Origin of the sequence: Rossellomorea sp. LjRoot5, assembly GCF_964253455.1 — a bacterium.
Classification (GTDB): Bacteria; Bacillota; Bacilli; order Bacillales; family Bacillaceae_B; genus Rossellomorea.
In genome coordinates, this window is sequence record NZ_CAXUQN020000001.1 from 1,098,376 (window position 1) to 1,120,858 (window position 22,483).

The window sequence follows — 22,483 nt, forward strand, 5'->3', positions numbered from 1 at the left end:
AATGCACTAGAGAGTCACGATCGTTTACAAAAATCCCCTTGAGACGCATTTAAATCGATTTTCAGACAGTTAAGGCTAAAAAAGGGGTCAAGATACTCTGGGTAATACTAAATTGATCATTGAAACCTAACGAAATTTTAAATTTTTATTTGTCTAAAATATGGAGCATTTATTAAAAGTAGTTAATCGACGGTCTCAAGATTCCGGCTATTTACTCAAAAAACGTGAAAATGGTTAGTTTTTCTTTGCTTAGTCGGAATACCTCCGCTTATATCCAGAATATAGCTCTATTCTGCAGTCATAACCGGAAAATCTCCGCTTATTCTAACTATCAGTGGTTACTCAATTAAGGATAAAGCACCATTAAACAAAAAGAGGGAGACGTCGTCACAACGACGTTTCCCTCTTTACAATCAATCACTAGTTCTGGGCTGGTGGTGGATCCGGTTCTGTAGGTGGTTCGGTTCCGCCGTCGTCCCCACCGCCGTCTCCGCCTCCATTGCCGCCACCGTCATCTGCAGGCGGTGGTGGCTCCGGCTTGTCCGGTTTATCCGGTTTTGGCGGTGGATCGGCTGGTTTATCACCAGGTGGCTTCGGATCTGTACCCGGCTTTTCAGGTTTAGGATCCGGTTTTGGTGCAGGCTTTCCAATCTGTACCGTATTGGAATGTCCAGACTCTTTGCCGGCTACATCGACGGCAACCACATAAAAATCACCGTTTCCAACGGATAGTGCTAAACTTGAACCGGATTTGACACTTCCGACTTTTCCACCGGATGTGCGGTATACCCTATATCCGACGACGTCGCCGCTTGCGGATGGCGTCCACGTGATTTTGTTGCCGTTTCCGCTCGCATTGACGGTTCCAGGAGCTGAGCCGTCATCGGAAATCTTGTTCTCCGCGATGAGGACATTTTTAAATCGTTCGTCCCCATCCGGGATCAGTTTGTCCGGATCTCCAGGCACTGCACCGAAGATGTTTTTCACAAAGTCAGGGTTCAGGATGACACCAGGCTGTGAAAATTCCGCCGGTGTATTCGGTAATGCCAGGTATTTCTTTCCGTTCACCATGACGTAACGGCTCATAAGTAAGCTGTCATCGGTTTTGGTAGGAACGTATTTTGCATTGAATAAATCACTTTTAACAAGTCCCGCCTGGCTGCATGCTTCAGATGGAAGCAGTCCGGATATGGAACAGAAGGACCTCCGGACGATCCCTTCCGGCTGTTGGAACGATGCATCAGGATCGATCAGATCGGGAGCCAGGTCCCTGACATCATTCAACAGATAAGACCATAAGCGGATGTTACGCAATCCGTAATGTCCGTACCTGGCACGGGAACCGGGAGTGTTCAGTGACGAAGGCGTGTCGTAACCGAACCAGGTTCCGAAGGTGATGCTCGGATTCGTTGCCACAAACCAGTGATCTTTGTAATCCTGACTCGTTCCGGATTTCCCGGCCCAGTCTGAATCAAAGTTCAGGAAGGTCTTCGCGTAGCGCCCGGTACCGAGGTTATGATCCAGGGTATCTCTCATCATATCGATTGTTAAATAAGCCGTTTGCGGACTGAACACATCCACTGGGTCTGACTTGTGTTCAAAGACGACCGTTCCATCCTTGTCGACGATCTTATCAATCATGAAGGCATCGATGAATTTTCCTCCATTGGCAAAGGTCGTGTAAGCATTTACGTTCTCTTCGACCGTGACACCCGTCGTCGTCGCTCCCAGAGTAAGGGACAGGTTATTGTCATATCTGCTAGAAAGGGAGTCGAAGCCCATTTTCAACAGAAACTCTTTAAATGGATTCCGGTTGTAAATATTCGCATACGTTCTGACTGCTGGGAGATTCAATGATTCTGCCAGGGCGAACCTTGCAGGGAAAAGTCCGCGCTCCCTGAACGAATAGTTTTCAGGTTTCCAGCCATTGATGTTGACGCCCACATCAGGAATCGGTGATCCAGGTGAGATGTACCCGTATTCAAGAGCTGGTCCGTAGGCGAGCAAAGGCTTCATGGTGGATCCGTTTGATCTGTGTGATTGAGTGGCATGGTTGATTTGTTCCAATTTGAAATCCCGGCCGCCGATGAAGCTGATGATGCGGCCCGTTTTGTTCTCGATCATCACGGCGCCGACCTGAACCGGCTCTTCGATTTCTACTTCTTTCCCTGTGTCAGGGTCTTTTACCGTTCTGGTTTTGGTAGGACCGTACATCTCATACGCATCTTTTGTTTTTTGCATCTGATCATAGATCTTCTTATTGATGGTTGAATGAATTTCATACCCGCTTTGACGGACATTGCGGTCGGCAAGCGTCTGGTACTTATCTTCAAGTTCATCATTGTTTTCGAGATCCTCTTCAGAATATCCATCTTTCTTGGCAAGCACATTTTTCATGATTTCCACTGCCCTGCTTTCAAGTTCGGCAGTGAGCCATGGATATTGCTCTCGAGGTGATGGCTTTGGTTTCACGAAATCCTTTGAGAGGTCATAGGCAACGGCATCGTCGTATTGCTTTTTCGTGATGTATCCTTCCCGGTGCATCCGGTAGAGGACCGTGTTTTTTCGGCTCATCCCGGCTTCGAGATTCTCTTTGATTTCCCCATTATTTTTGAATGGCGTGTAAGAGAAGGGAGCCTGCGGAAGTCCTGCGATGAAAGCGGACTGTGGCAGGGACAAATCCTTTGCGTCCACTCCGAAAATTCCTTTGGCAGCCGATTGGACACCCGCGATGTTTTGACCGGAAGAATTCCGTCCAAGAGTCGCTACATTCAGATAGGCTTCCAGTATTTCATCTTTATCAAAAAATCTTTCCAGGCGAAGAGCGAGAAGGATTTCTTTCGCTTTTCTTTCAAATGAAACTTCATTCGTGAGGATCTGATTTTTGATCAGCTGTTGAGTGAGTGTACTCCCGCCCGATTGGGTAGCTGAATTCGTGAATTCCTGTAGGACGGCGCGCATGATCGCTTTCGGCACGACACCGTTATGTTCGTTGAAGTACTCATCTTCCGTGGCAATGACGGCATGCTGCAGATCTTTCGAAATATCTTCAAGCTTCACTTCTTCCCGTTCCAGGTCGGTCCGGAGTTTCCCGAGATAGACATCGTCCGAGAAGTAAAGTCGAGAGGTTTCCTCGTAGTTGTAGATGTCCTTTTTCATTTGGTCATAAGGACGGATTGGTTCTTCCTTGACGAGTGAAGCGAAATAACCCGCTCCGACTCCTCCTGCAAATGCGAATCCCAATACAAAGATCACGATCAGGATCAAAGACAGGTTCCAGAATACACCGTATGTAATTCTTGCTCGTTTTTGTAGTCTAGTATTTGAAAAGAACCTGATTGCAGGGTCTAATTTTTCACGTAATATGTTCCATTTTTCCTTCATATATCATTCCCCCCAGAACATTCCCATTATAGCATAATTACAGGAAGGCTGTCGTAAAAAGTCAAATAAAATGGTCTTTTATCATCCGTTTAGTTGACTATTATTTTGGAATATGGTAAAAACCTAATATAGTGAAATGAATGATGATCCGGCATATATTCGGATTTCTGTATGAAAAATAAATGTGTAAACGCAATGAGAGGAATAAGTAGTCTGCCTTCCCTGTTACGAAGAGAGTCAGTGGGTGCTGTGAACTGACACAAATGGCCGATGAATTACATCCTGGAGCTTTTGCTGTGAACTTCTAGTAGCAGCAAACGGTGCAAGCCGTTATCTTGAATGAGTGAAGGATGTTATTCCTTAATTTGGGTGGTACCGCGCGACAGCGTCCCTGCATATATGCAGGGACTTTTTTGTTGTCAGCATGTTTATCAAAAGGAGGAAATAAAGATGGATTTACTAAAGGACTTGGAATGGCGCGGGATCACGTATCAGCAAACGGATGCAGATGGCTTGAAGGACCTGTTGAATAAAGAAAGCATTTCGATTTACTGCGGGATCGATCCGACAGCGGACAGTATGCATATCGGGCATCTGCTTCCATTCCTGACGCTTCGCCGTTTCCAGAATCAAGGGCATCGTCCCCTTGTACTGGTTGGAGGGGCAACAGGTTTGATCGGTGACCCGAGCGGTAAAAACGAAGAGCGGAAACTGCAGACGGTTGAAGCGATTCAGGGAAATGTAGCGAGCATTAAAGGGCAGCTCCAAAGCATCTTTGATTTCGAAGGGGAAAATGGGGCAGTGATGGTGAATAACTATGACTGGATCGGAGCAATGGACGTTGTGACTTTCCTTCGTGATTTCGGTAAGCATGTAGGGGTGAATTACATGCTGGCGAAAGATACGATTTCGTCCCGTCTGGAATCGGGTATTTCGTTCACTGAATTTACGTATACGATTCTCCAGGCGATGGATTTCAATCATCTATACGACAACTACAATTGTAAGCTGCAGATCGGAGGCAGCGATCAGTGGGGGAATATCACGACCGGCCTTGAATTGATCAGACGGACACATGAAGAAGAAACGAAGGCATTCGGTTTCACGATTCCACTTGTTACGAAAGCGGACGGAACCAAATTCGGGAAAACGGAAAGTGGAGCGGTATGGCTCGATCCGAAGAAGACGTCTCCATATGAGTTCTACCAGTTCTGGATCAACGCGGCTGACGCGGATGTCGTGAAATACTTGAAATACTTTACCTTCCTTTCTCATGAAGAAATCGAGGCGCTTGCTGCTTCTGTTGAAACAGAACCTCATCTTCGAAAAGCACAAAAGACACTGGCGGAAGAAATGACGAAGCTGATCCACGGAGAAGAAGCCTTTGATCAGGCGATCCGTATCACTCAGGCGTTATTCAGCGGTGACATCAAGTCATTATCCGCTTCTGAAATACTGGAAGGATTCAAAGATGTCCCTTCTTTTGAACAGGCAAAAGGAGAAGAAATCGGATTGATCGATCTCCTCGTCAATGCGAAAATCTCGCCATCCAAGCGTCAGGCACGTGAAGACGTCGGGAACGGTGCGATCTACATCAACGGTGAACGTATCACGGATCTTCAGCATGTGATGGGCGAAGGGGATAAGATCGAAGGACAATTTACGATCATCCGACGCGGAAAGAAGAAATATTTCAGAGTTCAGTACGTATAATAGAATATAGAATCTATCAGCGCGGTATCCGTTTCTCTTATTTTGGAGCGGGTGCCGTGCTTTTTTGTTGTTTTCAACATAGTAACTGCCGAGGCTCTGTCTATTTGTGGATGGGTAGATGGTGAGGGAAACGGCTTCGCTTTCCGGCGGACGAACGGCCATGCCTCCTCGCATTCGCTGCGGGGTCTTGTCTCGCCCGTTTTTCCGCAGGAGTCTACGCCGTTTCCCTCTCCATCTATAAGATATATCGTGACAGAGCACACTAGTGAAAAAAACAAATGAAATAGTACTTTACTATTCAAGCTAAAATCGACCACCATACACATTGAAAAATGATGTTTTCTAGAGCTGTACAGTAGTAGGTGAATCCTCCAAATCAACCACTCCTCGCTAACATCCATGACATCCAAGTTTACGAAAAGAGCCTATTTAAAATACACAAAAAAACACTGCCCATAAAATGGACAGTGTCTCTTTCACAAAGATTAACGAGAGTAGAACTCAACGATAAGAGCTTCGTTAATTTCAGCTGGTAATTCAGAACGTTCAGGAACGCGTGTGAATGTACCTTCTAGTTTGTCAGCATCGAAAGTTAGGAATTCAGGAACAAAGCTGTTCACTTCCATCGCTTCTTTGATGATGTCAAGGTTACGTGATTTTTCACGAACTGAGATTGTTTGACCAGGAAGTACGCGGAATGAAGGGATGTCTACGCGAGATCCGTTCACTGTAACGTGACCGTGGTTAACAAGTTGACGTGCTTGACGGCGAGTACGAGCAAGACCTAAACGATAAACAACGTTATCCAGGCGGCACTCAAGTAGCGCCATGAAGTTTTCACCGTGTTTACCTTGTAATTTGCCAGCTTGGTCAAATAGGTTACGGAATTGACGCTCAGTTACTCCGTACATGTGACGAAGTTTTTGCTTCTCTTGAAGTTGTAAACCATACTCAGAGATTTTTTTACGTTGGTTAGGACCATGTTGTCCAGGAGCGTAAGGACGCTTTTCTAATTCTTTACCCGTTCCGCTTAGAGAGATTCCAAGACGACGAGATAATTTCCAGCTTGGGCCAGTATATCGAGCCATGAATGACTCCTCCTTTATTGTTTTTATTTTGTTGTAAAATAAAAACACCTGTGAATAAACAATTATGTGCATTTTGTTTTCATGTACCTTCGCCCTAGCAGCAGAGGGTTACAAGATACACCTCAACACAGAGGAACAAAATACGAGCATAAAGGACTTCACTGAAGCTGCATTATTTTACACAAAGAATATTATATGATGCGAGAGAATAGAAGTCAAGTGAGTATTTTATAGATTCATGAAAAGAGCAATCTGGATTGCACAAACAAAATAGTCCATAAGTCATTTGTTGTGATATAATAAAAGTTGAAAATTATGTTAAATAGGTGAGCAGATTTGCAGGAATCAAAGAGAGAGAAAATTCTTCGATATCTATTGATCGGTATCTGTCTGCTAGTCGTATTGGGAGGTTTCCTTTATTCCTCCTCATCGGAGAAAGTCGAGGAGATCGAACCCTCCATTCATGCCGAAGTGTTGTCCAGGGGAGACGGCAGTCGTAACCCGGTCATCGCAGTCGCAAAGGTGGTAGAAGAGCAGCCGGTCCTTGTCATATATGAAATTGATCAAAAAAATCATGATTACTTTAAGGTATTACATAGTGTGTCGTTACATAATTCAGTGAAAACGCTCGGCGTTACAAAGGAACATAATGGGATCTGGGTCCAGTTAGAAGAGAAGAAATGGGTACTATTTTCTGAATCATTAGAGGTATTACAGGAGCGGAATCGTGATCCGTCTTCCGTCATCTCAAGCCGGCAGCCCTTTCACATTGAGAAAGAAACCGGATTTATCAGCATTCCACAGGGGTCTCGTGATGTCCAACTGGATCTTACAGACAAAAGCGGGGAACCGAAAGAAATCCATTCCTTATCAGGAGACGATTCAGTATGGCTGGTTGTCTTTCAAAAGGATATGGTACTGGCCAGGAGCCGGTGATGTAATTCGTTTCACAAACCTTTCAGGTGTGGGTGAGAAAAATGTACGTTATCCAAAATGCTTTGCATGAATACAAGTCAAAGTTATTCGATTTAATATACGAAGAAATGTCAGTAAATGCAGATCATTCTGTTCAATTGCAAAAATGGCTGACGGTTGTAAAGGATTGCCTGGAAATCGATCAGGCATTTTTATATTTTTATACCGATTCTATTTATTTCCTATACCATCCCCATCATAATGGTGGTGCTCCCCTCACACTTGCTGAAGCGACAGAGGAGTATATCATGCGTCCTATCTTAATAGAGAAGGAAGACCATTCCTCTATTAAGTTTCACTTTACGAAGAGTGATGGAAGTCCTTTGGCGATCCTCCAAGTGAAGACGGAGGATCCGAAAGGGTGGGCCGATGAAAGCTGGCTTCGTTCCTTTTGGAAGGCAAGCAATCAGTTTTTACAGCATACAGGAGGTATCCAGACCGTCCTTGAAGACGAGAGAAGATATAGGGAATTATTCAAAGTGACAGAGATCTTCCATTCAACGAGGGACGTTCATACTCTCCTTGTACAGATCATCGAGACGTTGAAACAGGTATTCCCGATTGATGAGTTCCGTTTGCTATTGTCCAATGACCGCTATGACTTCGGAGAACTGCCCATTAAGAGTTTCGATTTTGAGCGAGCCAATGAATCGGCCATGCAGGCATTTGTGAACGGAAGCATTGAGTCCGGCGAAGAAGGCATCCTCTATGCACCTTTAAAAGGGAAGCAGGGGATCTACGGTGTCCTTGAGGTGAAGTCCGATTCCCGTGATTTTACGGATCAGAAGATCGAGTTCATCCGCCTCTTAGCCTATACGGGTGGGAGCGCCCTGGAGAACGCCAAGCTTTATGAACAGTCGAAAAGGCTTATCACCGATCTTCAGCTCATCAATGAAACGTCCCATCAATTAAACTTGAATTTACGTTTATCTGAAACCGTCCTGTTTTTAAAGAAACAGATTAAGCGTTCCTTCCAGGCATCCGCCATTGGGTTCGTCCTCCTTCAAAAAGGGGAGTATACCATTCTGGACGAAAGTTCCCCGGTCTTTTTTGAAGAGATCGGCAGGAGTTATATTTCGTATGTTAAGAAGCGTATTGAAGAGGAAAAGGACTCCATCTTTTTAGGGGATGTCAGTGATCGATTTGAAGACGCGACCGCCTTTCCGTCGATCATGGCTGCTCCCATGGTCCAAAACGAAGCATTGATCGGATTCTGTGTGGTGCTCCATAAGGAACCGTATATGTTTTCATTTGATATGTACAAGTTGCTGCAGTCGTTCATCCATCATTCCACCCTGGCCATCACCAATGCTACTCTCCGTGAAAAATTGGAGCATATGGTCATCACCGATCACATGACAAAACTGTTTGCACGGAATTATTTGGATGATGAAATGGAATCCTCCATGAATAAGGATGAACTGGGTACACTGCTCTTGATCGATATCGATGACTTCAAATCCATCAACGATAACTACGGTCATCAAATCGGGGATGAAGTCATCATAGAAGTATCCAATCTGATCAAGGGGATCGTCAGCCACCACGGATTCGTCGCAAGATGGGGAGGGGAAGAACTGGCCGTCTACCTGCCTTCCCTCGGTCGTAAAGAAGGAATGGAAATCGCAGAACGCATCATTAAGGACGTCCCATTGAAAACCGACCCATCCGTCACCCTTTCCTGCGGACTATCCATTTGGAGAGCCCATGACGACCACTGCCCCAAATCCGTCAAAGAACTAGTCAAAAAAGCCGACGAAGCACTCTACCTGGCCAAAAACAACGGAAAAAACCAGGTCGTGAAAGATTGTCAGTAAATCATATAAAATCAACAGGAAGAGCCGATAATGGTTCTTCCTGTTTTTGTTTTGAAAGGATTTTTTCAGAATCTGATATGAAACGGTCAATTAGAATTTGAAGATGTTGATAGGCAACCTGTCACTGTGGTAAAAGAAGTGGATTTTACTTTATTAATTATGGAAATCAACCAAAGCGTCACTTTGTATATAAATGAAGATTAAGAAACAGCTAACTTCCTTTACCACTTTAGTGTAAACGCTTTCTTTTTCACTCAGATTATCATATTCTAGAATAGTAGTTACTTAGACTTAAAGGGAATACTGGGAGGAATACTGGATGAGAGAAGAGAAACGTTTTGAAACAAGAGTGATTCACGAGGGGTATCAATCGTCTCAGCATTTTGATAGTTTAGCACCGCCATTATACCAAACCTCTACTTATTCCTTCGCAAATGCGAAACAAGGTGAAAATCGGTTCGCCGGTGAAGAAGAAGGATATATATATTCAAGACTGGGAAATCCGACGGTAGCGATCTTGGAAGAACGGATGGCGTCATTGGAGGGGGGAGAAGCGGCTCTTGCATTCGGTTCCGGAATGGCGGCCGTAAGTGCGGTGTTATTTTCATTAACGAAATCAGGTGATCACATCCTTTGCTCGCAAGGAGTGTATGGCTGTACGTTCGGTCTACTCGAGCTCCTAAAGGAGAAATTTGCGATCGGACATGATTTTTCTTCCATGGATTCTGAAGAGGAGATCCGCGGGAAAATCACGGATAACACCAGCTGCATTTATGTGGAAACCCCGATCAATCCGACCATGCAACTCATTGATTTGGAACTTGTTGTAAAGGTTGCGAAGGAAAAAGGGATCCCTGTCGTAGTGGATAACACATTCTGTTCACCGTATTTGCAACGTCCGCTGGAGCTTGGATGTGACATCGTCATTCATAGCGCAACGAAATACATCGGGGGTCATGGAGATGTCGTTGCCGGCCTCGTCGTCGGTTCTCAGGAGAAAATGGCCGAGATCCGCATGACGACTCAAAAGGATATCGGAGGAATCATTTCCCCATTTGATGCATGGTTATTGCTGAGAGGATTAAAAACACTGGCTGTACGGATGGACCGTCACTGTGACAGTGCTGAAAAGATTGCCGATTTATTAGCCGGTCATCCCGCCGTGGAAACGGTCATCTATCCAGGACATGAGAGTCACCCTCAGCACGCGGTCATGAAGAAACAAATGAAAAAACCGGGCGGAATGATCTCCTTCACGCTGAAAGGGTCCAAGGAAGAAGCGCAGAAGTTCATGGATGATCTCGGAATGATCAAGATTGCCGTAAGTCTAGGGGATGCCGAGACATTGATCCAGCATCCTGCCACCATGACTCATGCCGTCGTGCCGGAAGAGTCGAGAAAGACCATGGGAATCAATGATTCACTTCTCAGGCTATCTGTAGGACTTGAAGCACCGGAGGATATTTGGAGTGACTTACTTCAGGCGTTGGATAAAGCATAAGAAAAAACAGGAAGGAACCTACCAGCGGTTCCTTCCTGTTTTTTGTCTATTATTTTTCCACATAGGCTTGCTTGGATTTCTTTGTGCTGACTCCATAAAGCTCAAACAGAATCCCATAAAGGAAGACCGATAGAAAGATCGAGCTGGTCACATCGAGGATATAATGCTGTTTCACAAAAAGGGTGGAAAGGATGATCAGCGATCCCATCACCGGTACAAAAGCAGTGTGGAATAGATGTTTATCCTTAATATTGAAATTTCCGAAAATAATGGCAAATGTCGTTAAAACATGGATGCTTGGAAACGCATTATAAGGCTGATCATGACTGTAAATCATCCGGACCAGGTCGACAAACAATCCGTCACCCGCAACATCGGGGCGTGGTACCGTCGTTTGAAAATAAAAGTAGATGACAAAACAAACCAATTCACCGATGACAATGATGACGAGGGTTTTCAGGAATGTCTGGACATCTTTATACCAAAAGTAAAAAAGGTATCCTAAAATAAAGGCGTACCATAAAATATACGGCAAAATGAAAGCCGGCACGAATGGGATCCATTCATCTATGGTCGTAGAAAGGATGACCGCTTCCCGGGCATCCGTATTCAATAGTGTATATAAAAAACCTAATGCCGGCATCACCAGCAAACATAATAAATAGGGTAAGTCTTTTTTCTTAGCGCTCATATCACACCTCTTTTTACTACTCCATTCTGGATATTGTATGGGATATCACTGTGTAAAGTTCTCAAGTATGTTACTCTTTTCCCTATAAAAAGGGCGGGGAAACGTGAACTTTTTAACAAGTCACCGAATTTCTTCCAACACAAAAAAACACCCTGGCGGAAATGTCGTATTCCCGGCAGGGCTTTATCCCTATTATACAGTATTAAAGATGTCTTAAAAGCTCATCTGTAAAGATTTCCAAATACTTCTGGTCTTCTTCATCAAATCTTTCTTTTTCAGGGCTGTCAATGTCGAGGACCCCGATCAGTTTTCCATCTTTGACGAGAGGGATGACGATTTCGGATTGGGAGGCAGCGTCACATGCGATGTGCCCGGGGAATTGATGGACATCCTCGATCCGCAGCGTCTTCTGTTCACTGGCAGCCGTACCGCAAACGCCTCTTCCTAAAGGAATCCTTACACATGCAGGCAGTCCCTGGAAAGGTCCGAGTACCAATTGATTGCTTTCTTCTTCAACTAAATAAAAGCCAACCCAGTTAATACGGTCCATGAATTGGTTCAGTAAGGCGGAAGCATTGCTCAAATTCGCGATCTGATTCGGTTCACCTTCCAATAAAGCCTTCAATTGTTTCGTGACAAGACCAAAGCCCTGTTCCTTTGTACCTTGATATTTTTCTACTTGAAACATCATAAACTCCCCCAATTCTACATATTCTGCGCTATTTCATGTCTAAGCGTTACCACAGGAACTCCAAGCGACAAATCCTGTCGAGAAATACTTAAAGGAAATCCATACGAAAACACGAATTCTTAGTGTAAACAACTTATAATAGAAACATCTATTGAACCATTTTTAGCATATTTCTTCATAACCTTCAATGATTTCGTTTTTATCTGAGAAGTTTTTATACATTGATCCTCGCCACTGTTTTTTTCATTCACCTAATATACAGGAAAGAAGGGGAAATATGAAAAAACTAGATACCTCCAAGTCGACGAAAGAGTCCATCTTCAAAGCGGCTGTGTACCTGTTTAATGATCATGGTTTCGATGGGACGTCCGTCAGGGATATTGCGAAGAGAGCGGATGTGAATCCAGCTACGATTTCCTATTACTATAAAGGGAAGCAGGGTGTACTGGAAGCATGCTTCACCCATTTCTTTGAACCATACCTGCGTTTCCTTCAGGAAGAGGTGGAGGCGTTGAACTATATCAGTGCCGATCTGTGCCTGAAGCGGGCCGTCTATAAAATATTAAAATTCCAAAGCGAACATCATCAACTATCCCGATTCATCTGGAGGGAAATATCCATCGATTCCCAGGTGGTCCGGGAAATCATTTCTTCCTACTTAATGAAAGAAAGGCATTATATGAAGCGGTTGTTCGAACAGGGGATGAAAGACCATGCCTTGAAAAAACAGCCCGTCAGCTTCCTCGTCATCCAGCTCAAGTCCATGCTGACGATGCCGTTCCTTCATAGCCAGCAGCTAAGGGAAGTGTGGCAGATGTTCCCTCAGGAATACTATTTCATTGATCAATATTATAAAAACATTGATCAATGGATCGATCTCTTACTCGTTTCTGAAGCGAAAGAGATCATGAAAAAAGAGCTGATCATCTGAAAGAAAGAACTCTTCTCCGATTGAAGAAGAGTTCTTTCCTTTTATTTCATCAAGTCTCTTCCCTGATCCAGGCCATCAGCCGTATGGGCATCAGATCCATAGACGATTTTGATCCCCAACGTGCGGGCCTGTTTGATGACATCCGGCGGCGGGTAAGACTCCCCGCAATAAGGTTTCACGAACCCCGCCCCGTTATAATCAAGCGCTAAATTCCTTCCGGCAATTTCCTGAAGGATGAGGGAAATCTCATCGGTAAAGGACTGGGAAGCAGGAAACAGCTTCTGAAATTTCTTTACGAGAGTGATGTGCCCGATACGCTTCGGCTTATAAAACCCCAAGTCTGCCCGGACCGATTGAAGGACCGTCTTATAATACCGCTTATAGATCTCATCGACCGATCCATAATAACCGATCATGGATTCGAACACATCGGGACTGTAATCAAGACAATCCCATTTCCCGCGGTGCTCTAAAAAATGAACAGAAAGAATACTGTCATCCATCCGCGGTCCGTAAGTTGCAAGAATTTCCGCGGTCTCTTTTTCAAACCCATCAATATAATCCACCTCGAGCCCCGAGCGGATGATGATCTTGTCCTTGTATTTCTCCTTCAAGACGTCCAGTGCATCAAAATAGTCCCCAATACGTGAAGGATCCATCCCGCTGTCCTCTTCAGGCGTCGTATCCCTGAACCCGACTGGCAGCGGAGCATGCTCCGTAAACGTTATAGCACTATAATCAAGAACAATCGCCCTCTCAACATACATCTCAAAAGAATCCCGACTCCCATGCGGACAAAACGGAGTATGCACATGCCCATCAACCTTAACCATGAGACTTCACTTCCTTGTTATAATAATCATTTGTGCTGTTAAATTGAATATGATAGAGATATTGTAAATTTGATAGGGAAAAGAATATATAGGGCCAAATGATGATTAGCTTAATTTATTTTTGGTTTATAGATTCTATATAAGTTGATTGAAGCGGAAGGTGCTCGACTCCGACGGGAAAAAACGAAAAGCGGAGGCGGCTTGCTCAGCCCCGACAAGCATAAGATGAATGGGCCGGGAAGGCGTTTTTTGCCATCCTGGACCATTTAGCTTATGACCTCGAGGGGCTAGCCGCCGGAGCTGGACAAGGTCGGACACCACTTTCAGCCGAGGAGGCTCAACTCACGCCCCGCGGAAAGCGAGCACCTGCAGCGGAAATCAACAAGCACTCACTCATCCAAACGGTGTAAAACAACTAGCCAAATAGACACCAAACCCAATAATCATACCCATTTCCCCTCAAATCTGCTAAAATTAACTTTTATCACTAAAAAATCAGAAATTAATAGTCAAAAAATGTCGTTAACATGGTATCATTATAGCAATGACAAATTATTAATGAAACATTCACATTCATATAGATGTCTACTGAATAGTTGAACAGGGGGCTTAAGATGCAATACGTCATCGCTGGAATAATACTTATCTTAATCGTATTCCTAATCGGATTTATCTCTAGAAAGAAATATTACGCCGAAATCGATCGGTATGAAGCCTGGAAAATCGATATCATGAACAAACCGGTTTCAGACGAACTTTCCAGAGTGAAGCAACTGAATATGACAGGTCAGACGGAAGAATTGTTTGACGGCTGGAGACAGGGTTGGGATGAGATTGTTGCTGTGCAGCTTCCTGATGTTGAAGAACTACTATTCGATGCAGAAGAGTACACCGATAAATTTCGCTTTAATAAAACCAAAGAGGTCCTGTCAAGAATCGATCAGGTTCTCACCGATACCGAAAAGAAGATCGAACAGATCCTGAGCGAATTAAATGAACTGGTCGGCAGTGAAGAGAAGAACCGCGAAGAAATCCAGGCTCTTCAAGAAGAGTTCCGGAATAGCAAGAAACAATTGCTCGCCTATCGTCATACATACGGCCAAACGGCAAAGCATATGGAAGCCGTCCTTGATAAGCTTTCTGAACAGATCAAACAGTTCAATGAGCTGACGGAGCAGGGGAATTATCTGGATGCAAGGGAGATCGTCCTTAGCCTGGCAGAGGAAATGAAAATGGTTGCCTACAAGATGGAGACGGTACCGAAACTGATCACCGACTTTGAAAACGTATTGCCTTCCCAATTGTCCGAGCTTGAAGCAGGATACGTCGAGATGAAGGAACAGGGCTACACCCTTGATCATATTGAAGTGGACAAAGAAGTGGCCTCGTTGAAGGAAACCCTTCAAAACTTCAATAAAAATCTGGAAGAGCTTCAGGTCGAAGAAGTGGAAGCAGGCATACAGGAAATAAAAGTGAAGGTCGAGAGCCTTTATGATTTACTGGAAAAAGAAGTCCATGCCAAACATTTTGTAGAGCAGTATAGAGACCAAACGACGGAAGGGCTCATCAAGGCAAAGGAAGACAATGATGACATTCAATCGGAAGTAAGTATCGTGAAACAAGGATACCATCTTCAGGACGCGGATCTTAGTACACCGAGCGAGATTGATAAGAAGATCATCCAGCTCTCAAAGCGACATGAAATGCTGATGCACAAGGAAGAAACGAATGCGACGGCTTTCTCGAATTTAAGTGATGAACTGAAAGAGATCAGAAGTGGACTGGAAGAACTGAATCAACAGCAAAGTGAGTTCTCCGTCTATCTGCAGAACCTCCGTAAAGATGAATTGGCTACAAGGGAAAAAATCCAGGAGCTTAAGAAAAAGGTGGCTGAAGCAAGCCGGATGATTTCAAAAAGCAATGTACCCGGATTACCGGCCGATTACAAGGATCTCCTTGATGAAGTCCATCGTAAGATCGAACAAGTGAATGCAAGTTTAACGGAAAAACCTTTAAACATGAAGTTCATCCAGGAAACATTATTGGGTGCTGAGGATACTGTTGACCATTTCTATACGAAAACGGGCGATCTGATCGAGAATGTTCTCTTATCCGAGAAAATCATTCAGTATGGAAATCGCTACCGCAGCAAATATAGCTCGGTACGGGAAGGTCTTCAGACGGCTGAACAAGCCTTCCGACAATATGATTACCGAAGAGCGCTGGAAGAAGCGGCCACAACCATCGAGAAAGTGGAGCCGGGCGCACTGAAGAAAATCGAGAAGATGATGGATCTTGAAGAAAGATCATAAATAAAAGGACTGATGTAGACGTTTCAATCTACATCAGTCCTTTTTTCATATGACTGCTTCAGCTCGCTTCGATCGTCCGTTTGGTTTGTCCTGCGAGTACGGCAATGACGAATCCGATAATGGCACCGATCATAGCTGGAACGATCCAGCCGATTCCTTGAGTATAAAACGGAAGGAATTCAAGTGATTGACTGACGGCCGTCACGTCAACACCAGCTGTCTTGATGCCATCGATCAAACTGATCAGACCCGTTGGAATCAATGCCCCTCCATAAACAAGGGAGTAACCGTTAAATCCATTATGCATGAATGATAGAAGAATCAGTACAATCGCCAATGGATAAATGAATATTAGAACGGGTAAAGATATGGCAATCAACTGAGTCAATCCGAAATTGGCTATGACCATGCTGAACAGAGAAATGATGATCACCAATTTAGGATAGGATACCGGCAGGATTTTTGCGAAAAATTGTGAGCATGCCGACACAAGTCCGACTGATGTCGTAATGCACGCAAACGTAATGGCAAGTCCCAGGATGACTGTCCCCATTGAACCGAATAAATGGCTCGCTGCAGCTGAAAGGATTGCTCCACCGTTGGCCTGCACGCCGATGGAATCCGTACTGCTCGCACCGATATAGCTTAAAGATAAATACACAAGAGCAAGTCCTGCGGCCGCAATGAATCCGGCAATGATCGTGATGCGCGTCAGGCTGGATTTATTGGTGATACCGCGATCTTTAATGGAATTGATGACGACAATCCCGAACACTAAAGCAGCGATCGTATCCATGGTCAGGTATCCCTCGATGAATCCCTTGAATAATGGTCCATCCTGATAGGCTTCATGCGGAGTGCCGAAGTCTCCCATCGGACTGATGATACTTTTGACCACTAGAATCGTCAGGATGACAATGAGGGAAGGAGTCAAGATCTTCCCGATTCGGTCAACAAGCTTTGACGGATTCATCGCAAGCCATGCCGTCAATCCAAAGAAGATAATTGTATAAATCAGTAAAGAAACTCCGTATTTTGCTGTTTCTTCAGGCAAGAATGGGATGACCCCGATTTCATATGCGACTGTTCCGGTCCGTGGAATTCCGAAGAACGGCCCGATCGCAAGGTACATAACAATCGTAAAGATAAGTCCGAATAATGGATGTACGCGGTTTGCAAGTGTCTGAAGATCCCCTCCGGATTTCGCAATGGCGATGACACCGAGTAAAGGAAGCCCCACTCCCGTAATAAGAAAGCCGATGATACCGGTCCAGACATGTTCTCCGGCCTGCTGCCCCAGGAATGGGGGGAAGATCATATTTCCTGCTCCAAGAAAAAGAGCGAAGAGCATTAATCCAATCGTCAAGATCTGACTGGATGATAGCGCTTTCTCGTTCATATATACCCCTCCGTTTGTAATCGTTATCATAAGCAAAAAATATCTTATCATAAGTTTGTAGAAAAATGTCGAAAAACTAAATAGTCTTACAATTTAGTATATTTAAATAACTTCGGATTCTGTTACCTTTTAGATTCTCGCAAAAATTCTGTCATTTTTCAATAATAATTTTTGGAAAATGAAAAAATATTTGTGAATGATGTGTTAAATCGTTTTTCTACTATAATTAATTCTTACGCCAAAATGAATTTCATTTGGGATGGGCAGGATTTATGGTAAGATTAATGATTGAGTATAAAAGCGTTATGTAAAAGAAGGTGTAAACTTTGATCTATTTTGATAATAGTGCGACAACCAAGCCATATAAGGAAGTGCTGGACACATTCCTGAAAGTAAATGAAAGCTATTATGCCAATCCATCTTCCATCCATTCGTTCGGTGGTCAGGTGGAAAAGTTAATTCAACAATCCAGGGAGCAGATCGCTTCCCTAATAGGGATAAAGACAAAAGAGGTATTCTTCACCTCTGGAGGGACTGAATCAAATAATCTGGCTATAAAAGGAACCGCTCTGCAATACGGTCACAGAGGGAAGCATATCATTACGACCAGGATTGAGCATCCTTCCGTCATCAATGCCTTTAAGCAGTTAGAAGCGTTTGGTTACACAACGACCTATCTTGATGTCGATGCAGAGGGAAAGGTCCGTCCCTCAGAATTGAAAAAGGCGATTCAGGATGACACGATTCTTGTTTCGGTGATGCAGGTGAATAATGAAATCGGGAGCGTCCAGCCGATTAAGGAAATCGCGGAGATTTTGAAAGATTATCCTAAGATACTCTTCCATGTCGATGCTGTACAGGCCTGTGGGAAGGTCCCCCTTATTCTCGACAAAAGGCTCATCGATTTATGCAGCCTATCCGCTCATAAAATTCATGGCATCAAAGGAACCGGCATGCTATATGTGAGGGACGGACTTGAGATTTCGCCTATCCTGTCAGGTGGCGAGCAGGAAGGGAACCTGCGAAGCGGCACGGAAAACACCGGCGGGATCGTATCCTTCGCGAAGGCACTCCGAATGCATATGGAAGAAAGGAAACAAAAGTTGGTTATAATGGAAGAAAGCCAACAATTCCTGAGGGAAGAGCTGGAGAAAATCCAAGATGTGACGATTCATACACCGGTCCGGAATCATGCCCCGCATATCCTGAATTTTTCAGTGGCGGATTTTAAAGGGGAAGTACTCATTCACGCCCTCGATCGGCATGAAGTGTACGTATCGACGACAAGCGCTTGTTCATCAAAGCAAAGTAAGCCCAGTCAGACCCTCTTATCCATGGGTGTACCGGACAACCTTGCCGGCAATTCGATCCGCATCAGTCTTTCCTTCCATAACACGATGAAAGAATGCAAAGAATTCATTGAATTACTAAAAAAAGAAATCGAAATCTTACAACATACAATGAGGAGATCAAGATGAAATATAATCGCATACTCGTACGATACGGTGAAATTTCAACCAAAGGAAGAAACCGTAAGATGTTCACAGCCAAGCTCCGTGAAAATATCCTGCACACGCTGAAGGATTTCCCGACGATTTCCGTTGCGGCGAGCAGGGATCGCCTCCATATTCAATTGGGAGACGAAAACGCAGAGGAAATCATTCCGAGACTTGAAAAAATCTTCGGGATCCAATCATTCAGTCCTGTTGTGAAAGTCCCTCAAAATATGGATGACATCATGAAAGCAGGGCTTACTCTCGTCGAAAAGAGCTTTTCCCCCGGCAAAACCTTTAAAGTGGCTGCCAGAAGAGCGGATAAAAAGTTTGAACTCGACACGAATGAATTAAACTATGAAGTAGGGTCCTATATTCTTCGCAATTTGGACGGATTGAAGGTGGATGTAAAGAATCCCGATATTCAACTGAATGTGGAAGTGAGGAAAGAAGGCGTATATCTTTCTTCTGAAATTTATCAAGGGTCCACCGGGATGCCGGTCGGGGCGAGTGGGAAGGCGATGCTTATGCTTTCAGGCGGAATCGACAGCCCTGTCGCCGGTTATCTGACAATGAAAAGGGGAGTGGAGATCGAAGCCGTCCATTTTCACAGCCCTCCATTTACAAGTGAACGGGCGAAGCAAAAGGTAATCGACCTCTCGAAAAAGCTCTCTGCATTCAGCGGAAAAGTGAAGCTTCACATCGTTCCATTTACAAAAGTTCAGCAAACGATCCATGATCAGGTTCCTGAAAATTATACGATGACGTCAACACGACGGATGATGCTCAGGATCGCGGATCAAATCCGTGAGAAGAATGAAGGACTGGCACTCATTACCGGGGAAAGCCTCGGTCAGGTGGCGAGTCAGACGTTAGAGAGCATGCAGGCGATTAACGATGTCACGAACACACCGGTGTTAAGACCTCTCATCGCCATGGATAAGCTTGAAATCATCGATATCGCCCAGAAGATCGATACCCATGACATTTCGATCCTGCCTTACGAAGATTGTTGTACGATTTTTACACCGCCAGCACCGAAGACAAGGCCTAAAAAAGAAAAAGTGAAGTACTATGAAAGCTTCGTTGATTTCGAAACCCTCCTCAAAGAAGCTGTGGATGGTACAGAAACAATGACAATCGACGGTTCTACAGGCTCAAATGTAGAAAAAACGTTTGACGAATTACTCTAAAATTTTAGGATAATTTACCAAAGAAATTAACTGTATGAAGCCATGTGTTTTGACACAATCTATATTCAACAAGGAGGTGAAAACACATGGCAAACAACAGTTCAAATCAATTAGTAGCTCCAGGAGCTCAACAAGCAATCGACCAAATGAAATACGAAATCGCTTCTGAATTCGGAGTTCAACTTGGTCCAGATGCAACAGCACGCGCTAACGGTTCTGTAGGTGGTGAAATCACTAAACGTTTAGTTCAAATGGCTGAACAACAAATCGGTGGCGGATATTCAAAATAATTAAATACAATGGCTACAAGGAGCGGGATTCCCCGCTCCTTTTCTATTTATATAAAAAATGATGGCTGTTTTTCTTTTTAAGAAGCGAGTGGTGGTTGATTTCCGCTTCAATCAACTGTCAAAGTTTTTTTACTACATTTAAAATGGAGCCATTTTATTTAATATTAATAAGATAAAATGGCTCCAGTAACAGTGCATTTAAAAATGACAGTGTGAATTAACAAAAAAATTTGAAATCATTCATTCTTAATAAATGTATTTTGCAGGTTCTAGCTGTTGATTGGAGTGCAAGACGTAGACTCCTACGGGAAAAGCGGAATAGGTAAGACCCCGCAGGAGCGAGAGCGACGAGGAGGCTTGCCTTCCGCCCGAGGAAAGCGAAGTCTTGCACGGAAATCAACAGCGGTATAACAAGTGATCCTAAAAATGTTTTATATCATTAGATAGAATTGATTTAGTTATGTCCCAGCCTTTTTGTCGATTAACCTCACATATTGACGATGATAGAATATAGCCAAATAATTTTAAAAATTTATATTATTTTGTATAATAGAAAAGAATCGACAAACAAGGGGGAGTCATAAGTGAAGAGGGAAGAATTGATCGCACCGGAAACGTACAATTTGGTGGAAGAAGTAGAGAAGTTTGCAAGTGATGGAGAAAAGCTTGCCATCAAGTGGGAAAACGAAGAAGGTAAAAAAGAAGACATTACATACAAACAATTATTGAAAAATGTAAATAAAATTGGAAACGTTTTCTCTGGAGAGGGGCTTGGAAAAGGGGATGTCATCCTTGTCATGGTACCCCGCTTAATTGAGGCATATGCAGTTTATCTTGCCGCACTGAAATCCGGACTTGTCGTGATTCCAAGCTCTGAGATGCTGCGGACGAAAGATCTCGAATACCGCATCGATCACGGGGATGTAAAAGGGATTGTAGCGTATTCTCCGTTCGTCGAGCAGTTTGAAAACGTAAGGGGCATGGATAATCTCAAGAAGTTCGTAGTAGGGGACAAGCAGGACGGCTGGATTGCCATTGAAGAAGAAATGAAATCGGCCTCAGAGGATCTGGCATTCGCTGATACGAAAAGGGATGATATGGCCTTCCTTTCTTACACGTCAGGGACGACTGGGAATCCGAAAGGGGTTGTCCACACACACGGATGGGCCTATGCTCACCTGAAAACAGCGGCACGTGAATGGTTATGCATCGAAGAAGGAGACACGGTTTGGGCAACGGCAGGTCCGGGCTGGCAAAAGTGGATCTGGAGTCCGTTTCTGTCTGTCCTCGGTTCAGGTGCCACTGGTCTTGTGTACCAAGGGAAATTCGATCCGAACAAATACCTTCAGATGCTTGAGGATAACCATGTCAATGTTCTATGCTGTACGCCGACAGAGTATCGCCTGATGGCGAAAGTGGATAATCTGGGAACGTATAAGCTCGATCACCTGCACAGCGCCGTGTCGGCAGGGGAGCCGCTTAACAGGGAAGTCATCGATGCCTTCAAGAGACACTTCGAGATCGAAGTCCGTGACGGCTACGGCCAAACGGAGAATACCCTCCTTGTCGGAATTATGAAAGGGATGGAACTGAAACCGGGCTCCATGGGGAAACCAACCCCTGGAAACAGGGTCGAAATCATCAATGATGAAGGCTACCCTTGTGAAGTCGGCGAAGTGGGAGACATCGCGGTTCACGTAGAAACGCCGGCCCTGTTCAAAAATTATTACAAAGATCCTGAGCGTACGGCCATGCAGTTCAGGGGAGATTACTATATTACGGGAGATAAAGCCAAGAAGGATGAAGACGGCTACTTCTGGTTCGAAGGCCGTGGGGACGATATCATCATCAGCTCAGGCTACACAATTGGACCTTTCGAAGTGGAAGATGCCCTCGTAAAGCATCCTTCGGTTCAGGAATGTGCCGTCGTAGGAAGTCCCGATGAAGTAAGAGGACTGATCGTAAAGGCGTTTGTCGTCTTACGGGATGATGTGGATCAGAGGGATCCTGAGCTGATTCCTTCCCTTCAACAGCATGTAAAAGACTTAACGGCTCCTTACAAATATCCGCGTAAGATTGAATTTGTGAAGGAACTGCCGAAAACAACATCAGGAAAAATCAGAAGAATCGAACTGAGACAAAAAGAAATGAATTCAGTGAAAAACTGATCAC

16 protein-coding genes and 1 other annotated feature are annotated in these 22,483 nt (G+C 44.3%); of the genes, 10 read left to right on the top strand and 6 right to left on the bottom strand.

Translation table 11 applies throughout. The features are described 5' to 3' along the window. Positions 1-420: 420 nt before the first annotated feature. Positions 421-3,384 carry a transglycosylase domain-containing protein gene (locus ACSQ2E_RS05585; RefSeq protein ID WP_435989637.1) on the bottom strand — a complete coding sequence of 988 codons (2,964 nt, stop codon included), beginning with the start codon at positions 3,382-3,384 and terminating at the stop codon, positions 421-423. A gap of 186 nt (positions 3,385-3,570) precedes the next feature. Then, positions 3,571-3,780, top strand: a binding site (T-box leader). Positions 3,781-3,834: 54 nt separating this feature from the next. Between ACSQ2E_RS05585 and tyrS the strand changes: the two genes are divergently transcribed. Beyond that, a complete protein-coding gene (gene tyrS / locus ACSQ2E_RS05590) occupies positions 3,835-5,097 on the top strand; it encodes a tyrosine--tRNA ligase (RefSeq protein ID WP_435989638.1) in 1,263 nt (420 codons plus the stop codon). 485 nt (positions 5,098-5,582) lie between these two features. Here tyrS and rpsD read toward each other — a convergent pair whose 3' ends face one another. Next, positions 5,583-6,185, bottom strand: a complete 603-nt coding sequence (gene rpsD / locus ACSQ2E_RS05595; protein ID WP_034765742.1) for a 30S ribosomal protein S4 — start codon at positions 6,183-6,185, stop codon at positions 5,583-5,585. Between the two features lie 336 nt (positions 6,186-6,521). Between rpsD and ACSQ2E_RS05600 the strand changes: the two genes are divergently transcribed. The 3 genes from ACSQ2E_RS05600 (at position 6,522) to megL (ending at position 10,478) form a co-directional block, all read left to right on the top strand. Beyond that, positions 6,522-7,121 (top strand): hypothetical protein, encoded by a 600-nt coding sequence (locus tag ACSQ2E_RS05600; RefSeq protein WP_435989639.1) that lies wholly within the window; start codon positions 6,522-6,524, stop codon positions 7,119-7,121. A 41-nt stretch (positions 7,122-7,162) separates the two neighbouring features. Then, a complete protein-coding gene (locus ACSQ2E_RS05605; RefSeq protein ID WP_435989640.1) occupies positions 7,163-8,977 on the top strand; it encodes a sensor domain-containing diguanylate cyclase in 1,815 nt (604 codons plus the stop codon). Positions 8,978-9,296: 319 nt separating this feature from the next. Further along, positions 9,297-10,478, top strand: a complete 1,182-nt coding sequence (megL, locus tag ACSQ2E_RS05610; RefSeq protein WP_435989641.1) for a methionine gamma-lyase — start codon at positions 9,297-9,299, stop codon at positions 10,476-10,478. Between the two features lie 49 nt (positions 10,479-10,527). On the opposite strand, the gene ACSQ2E_RS05615 is transcribed toward megL, so the two are convergent. After that, positions 10,528-11,169, bottom strand: coding sequence for a phosphatase PAP2 family protein (locus tag ACSQ2E_RS05615; RefSeq protein ID WP_435989642.1), 642 nt, complete (start codon positions 11,167-11,169; stop codon positions 10,528-10,530). Between the two features lie 202 nt (positions 11,170-11,371). Then, positions 11,372-11,857, bottom strand: coding sequence for a GAF domain-containing protein (locus tag ACSQ2E_RS05620; RefSeq protein ID WP_435994405.1), 486 nt, complete (start codon positions 11,855-11,857; stop codon positions 11,372-11,374). Positions 11,858-12,137: 280 nt separating this feature from the next. On the opposite strand from ACSQ2E_RS05620, the gene refZ reads away from it, so the two are divergent. Further along, positions 12,138-12,791 (top strand): forespore capture DNA-binding protein RefZ, encoded by a 654-nt coding sequence (gene refZ / locus ACSQ2E_RS05625; protein WP_435989643.1) that lies wholly within the window; start codon positions 12,138-12,140, stop codon positions 12,789-12,791. 41 nt (positions 12,792-12,832) lie between these two features. Here the strand turns inward: refZ and hisJ are convergent, their stop codons facing one another. After that, positions 12,833-13,624 (bottom strand): histidinol-phosphatase HisJ, encoded by a 792-nt coding sequence (gene hisJ / locus ACSQ2E_RS05630; protein ID WP_435989644.1) that lies wholly within the window; start codon positions 13,622-13,624, stop codon positions 12,833-12,835. A 614-nt stretch (positions 13,625-14,238) separates the two neighbouring features. Between hisJ and ezrA the strand changes: the two genes are divergently transcribed. Continuing rightward, entirely contained in the window at positions 14,239-15,936 is a 1,698-nt protein-coding gene (gene ezrA, locus ACSQ2E_RS05635) for a septation ring formation regulator EzrA (protein ID WP_435989645.1), read from the top strand. Positions 15,937-15,994: 58 nt separating this feature from the next. On the opposite strand, the gene brnQ is transcribed toward ezrA, so the two are convergent. Further along, on the bottom strand, positions 15,995-17,335 hold the full coding sequence (brnQ, locus tag ACSQ2E_RS05640) for a branched-chain amino acid transport system II carrier protein (RefSeq protein ID WP_435989646.1): 1,341 nt from the start codon (positions 17,333-17,335) through the stop codon (positions 15,995-15,997). Between the two features lie 326 nt (positions 17,336-17,661). Here brnQ and ACSQ2E_RS05645 point away from each other — a divergent pair, with 326 nt between their 5' ends. From ACSQ2E_RS05645 to mbcS, 4 genes are all read left to right on the top strand, one after another. Then, entirely contained in the window at positions 17,662-18,813 is a 1,152-nt protein-coding gene (locus ACSQ2E_RS05645; RefSeq protein ID WP_435989647.1) for a cysteine desulfurase family protein, read from the top strand. Next, on the top strand, positions 18,810-20,021 hold the full coding sequence (gene thiI / locus ACSQ2E_RS05650) for a tRNA uracil 4-sulfurtransferase ThiI (RefSeq protein WP_435989648.1): 1,212 nt from the start codon (positions 18,810-18,812) through the stop codon (positions 20,019-20,021). The genes ACSQ2E_RS05645 and thiI overlap by 4 nt, the downstream gene beginning before the upstream one ends. An 86-nt stretch (positions 20,022-20,107) precedes the next feature. Next, positions 20,108-20,311, top strand: a complete 204-nt coding sequence (locus ACSQ2E_RS05655; RefSeq protein ID WP_034765764.1) for an alpha/beta-type small acid-soluble spore protein — start codon at positions 20,108-20,110, stop codon at positions 20,309-20,311. Positions 20,312-20,895: 584 nt separating this feature from the next. After that, complete coding sequence (gene mbcS / locus ACSQ2E_RS05660; protein ID WP_435989649.1) at positions 20,896-22,479, top strand: acyl-CoA synthetase MbcS; 1,584 nt, start codon at positions 20,896-20,898, stop codon at positions 22,477-22,479. Positions 22,480-22,483: the final 4 nt, after the last annotated feature.